At 59.5% G+C, this 2,402-nt stretch carries 1 protein-coding gene; it reads left to right on the forward strand.

The genetic code is table 11. From position 1 onward, the window contains the following. The coding region (locus ACVA58_RS27705) for a non-ribosomal peptide synthetase (RefSeq protein ID WP_446513472.1) at positions 1-2,402 on the forward strand (2,402 nt) is incomplete at both ends.

Genomic DNA, 2,402 nt, shown 5'->3' on the forward strand with positions numbered 1-2,402 from the left:
GGGTTGGAGCGGGTCGGCATCGAAGATAATTTCTTTTCCATCGGCGGTAACTCGATCAATGCCGTACAGTTGATCGGAGAAATGCAGCGTACGCTCAATCTGAATGTGACCCTGCCCCAGCTGTTCAGCGCAAAAAACATTGCCGCGCTGATTGCCGAGGAGCTGGCCGAGGTGCAATGGATCCCGGCCACCGGCGCTCAGTCCGGACCGTTGTCATTTGCCCAAGAGCGGGTGCTGTTTCTTGAGCGCTTTGCACCGGGCGGCCACACTTACCATATACCGATGCTCGTGGCACTGCGGCCAGACACTTGCCTGCAGCGGCTTGAGCACGTGCTGAATCTGTTGCAGCAGCGCCATGCCGTGTTGCGTACTGTCTATCGCCAGGATGAGACCGGGGCCGATCGGCAGCAGGTGTTGCCATTGACCCCGTTTAGCGTGCCGCTGCAGTATCGCCCGTCACTAGACAGTGTAATGGACGAGGTGAAAACCGTTGTCACCACCCCCTTCGATTTGGCGAATGAGGCCACGATGCGCTGCCGTGCTTACGAGGCGGGCGGGCAGCGTTATCTGCTGTTACTGTGGCACCATATCGCCTTCGATGGCTGGTCGATGGCGTTGTTTTTACGTGAGCTCAGCGAGCTCTATGCGGCATCAGCCAGTCATCGGGCGGAGGGCACCCTGTCTACACCGTCGATAAGCTACCTGGATTATACCCTGTGGCAACGTGATCAGCTGGCGCATGCTGACGACACCGGATTGGATGCTTATTGGCAGGCACAGCTGGCCGGAATAGAGGCGTTGGCACTCACGGAAGACTACCCGCGTCCGGCCTCCTTCGATTACCACGGTGCCAATTTCGACTTCGTGTTGCCCGAAGCGCTGTCAGCGGCGCTCAACGAATGCGCCCGGAGCCACCAAACCACCCTATATACGGTGCTGCTGGCTGGATTCTACCTGATGCTGTCCCGCCTTTCCGGTCAGCAAGATATTGTCATTGGAGCCCCGTCGGATAACCGGGAGCAGAACCAGACACAGGGGTTGGTCGGCTTCTTTGCCAATACCCTGCCGCTGCGTATTGAGGCGGAGGACGGTGAGAGTGTGGTGGAGTTGCTCGCCCGGATCCACCAGACCGTCATCGACGCCAAGGCGCACCAGTCACTGCCGTTCGAGAAAATCGTCAACTTACTCGGGGGGACGCGAGACCCTGCCCGTCACCCGGTGTTCCAGGTGATGTTCAGCCTGCAGCACTTCGGCCAGGATCCTGCTGCCTTCAACCACTCACCGTTCGAGTTGCTGGATTCGGACCCCGCGGTAAGCTGGCAGGCGGTACCGGCCAAGTTTGATCTCAGCCTGGTACTGGATGATAGCCGACCAGCACTGCGCGGCCAGTTTAATTATGCAACCAGTCTTTTCTCACCGGACACGATTGCCCGAATGGCAAAGATGTACCCGCAAATCCTCGCCCAGTTGACTGAGGGGGCGGTCATGAAGTTGGCCGATGTGGAGCTGCTCAATGATGAAGAGGCCCGGATGATGCTGCACCGCTGGCATTCGCCCTGGGACGGAGGCCAGTACCGGAGTTTTCTGGATGCCTTTGAAGCACGGGCCGCCGCTGAACCGCAGGCCATAGCGCTGCGGGTAGATGGGCAGGCTTGGGACTACCGCACGCTGGATCGCTGGGCAAACCGGCTGGCGCATACCTTGCTGGCCGACTACCAACAGCACTACGGGCAGCCGATGCCGGCCGAAACGCCAGTAGCCATGTATCTGGATCGCCATGCCGAGATGGTGGTGGTGATTTTGGCGGTTATGAAAGCCGGTGGGGCCTATGTGCCGATTTCCACCGATTATCCGGCGGAGCGGACGGCATATATCCTCAGCGATACCAAGGCACCGCTGGTTGTCACCCAGAGCGGTTACCGCTCCCGGCTGGCTGGCATGACTCGGGTCGTGACACTGGATGAGCAGGAGCTGTCATCTTTCCCGGAGAACGCTCCGGAGAGGGCGCCAGAGCCAGGTCAGTTGGCCTACATCCTTTATACCTCCGGGACAACCGGGCAGCCGAAAGGGGTGATGATCGAGCACGGGGTCTTCGTCCGCTTCTTGGAGGGGATGGCCAGCAGGCTGTCGCCCGCCGACAAGCCCCGTACGGTACTCAGCCTGACCCAGTATACGTTTGATATTTTTGGTCTGGAATACGGACTCGCCTTGATGAGCGGTGGTTGCCTGATCTTGTCGGATGCCGAACGGGCCCATCGGGATTTACAGCGTGAGCACCGGGAAATTGACCTGATCCAGCAGACCCCGTCATTGTGGCAACGCTTTTTGAATGAGCAGGCGGTGACGGTCGATACCCGCCATATCCAAGTGCTTGCCGGAGGAGAGAGTGGGCCGCAGGCGCT

The sequence above is a fragment of the Photobacterium sp. DNB22_13_2 genome, from assembly GCF_052873915.1.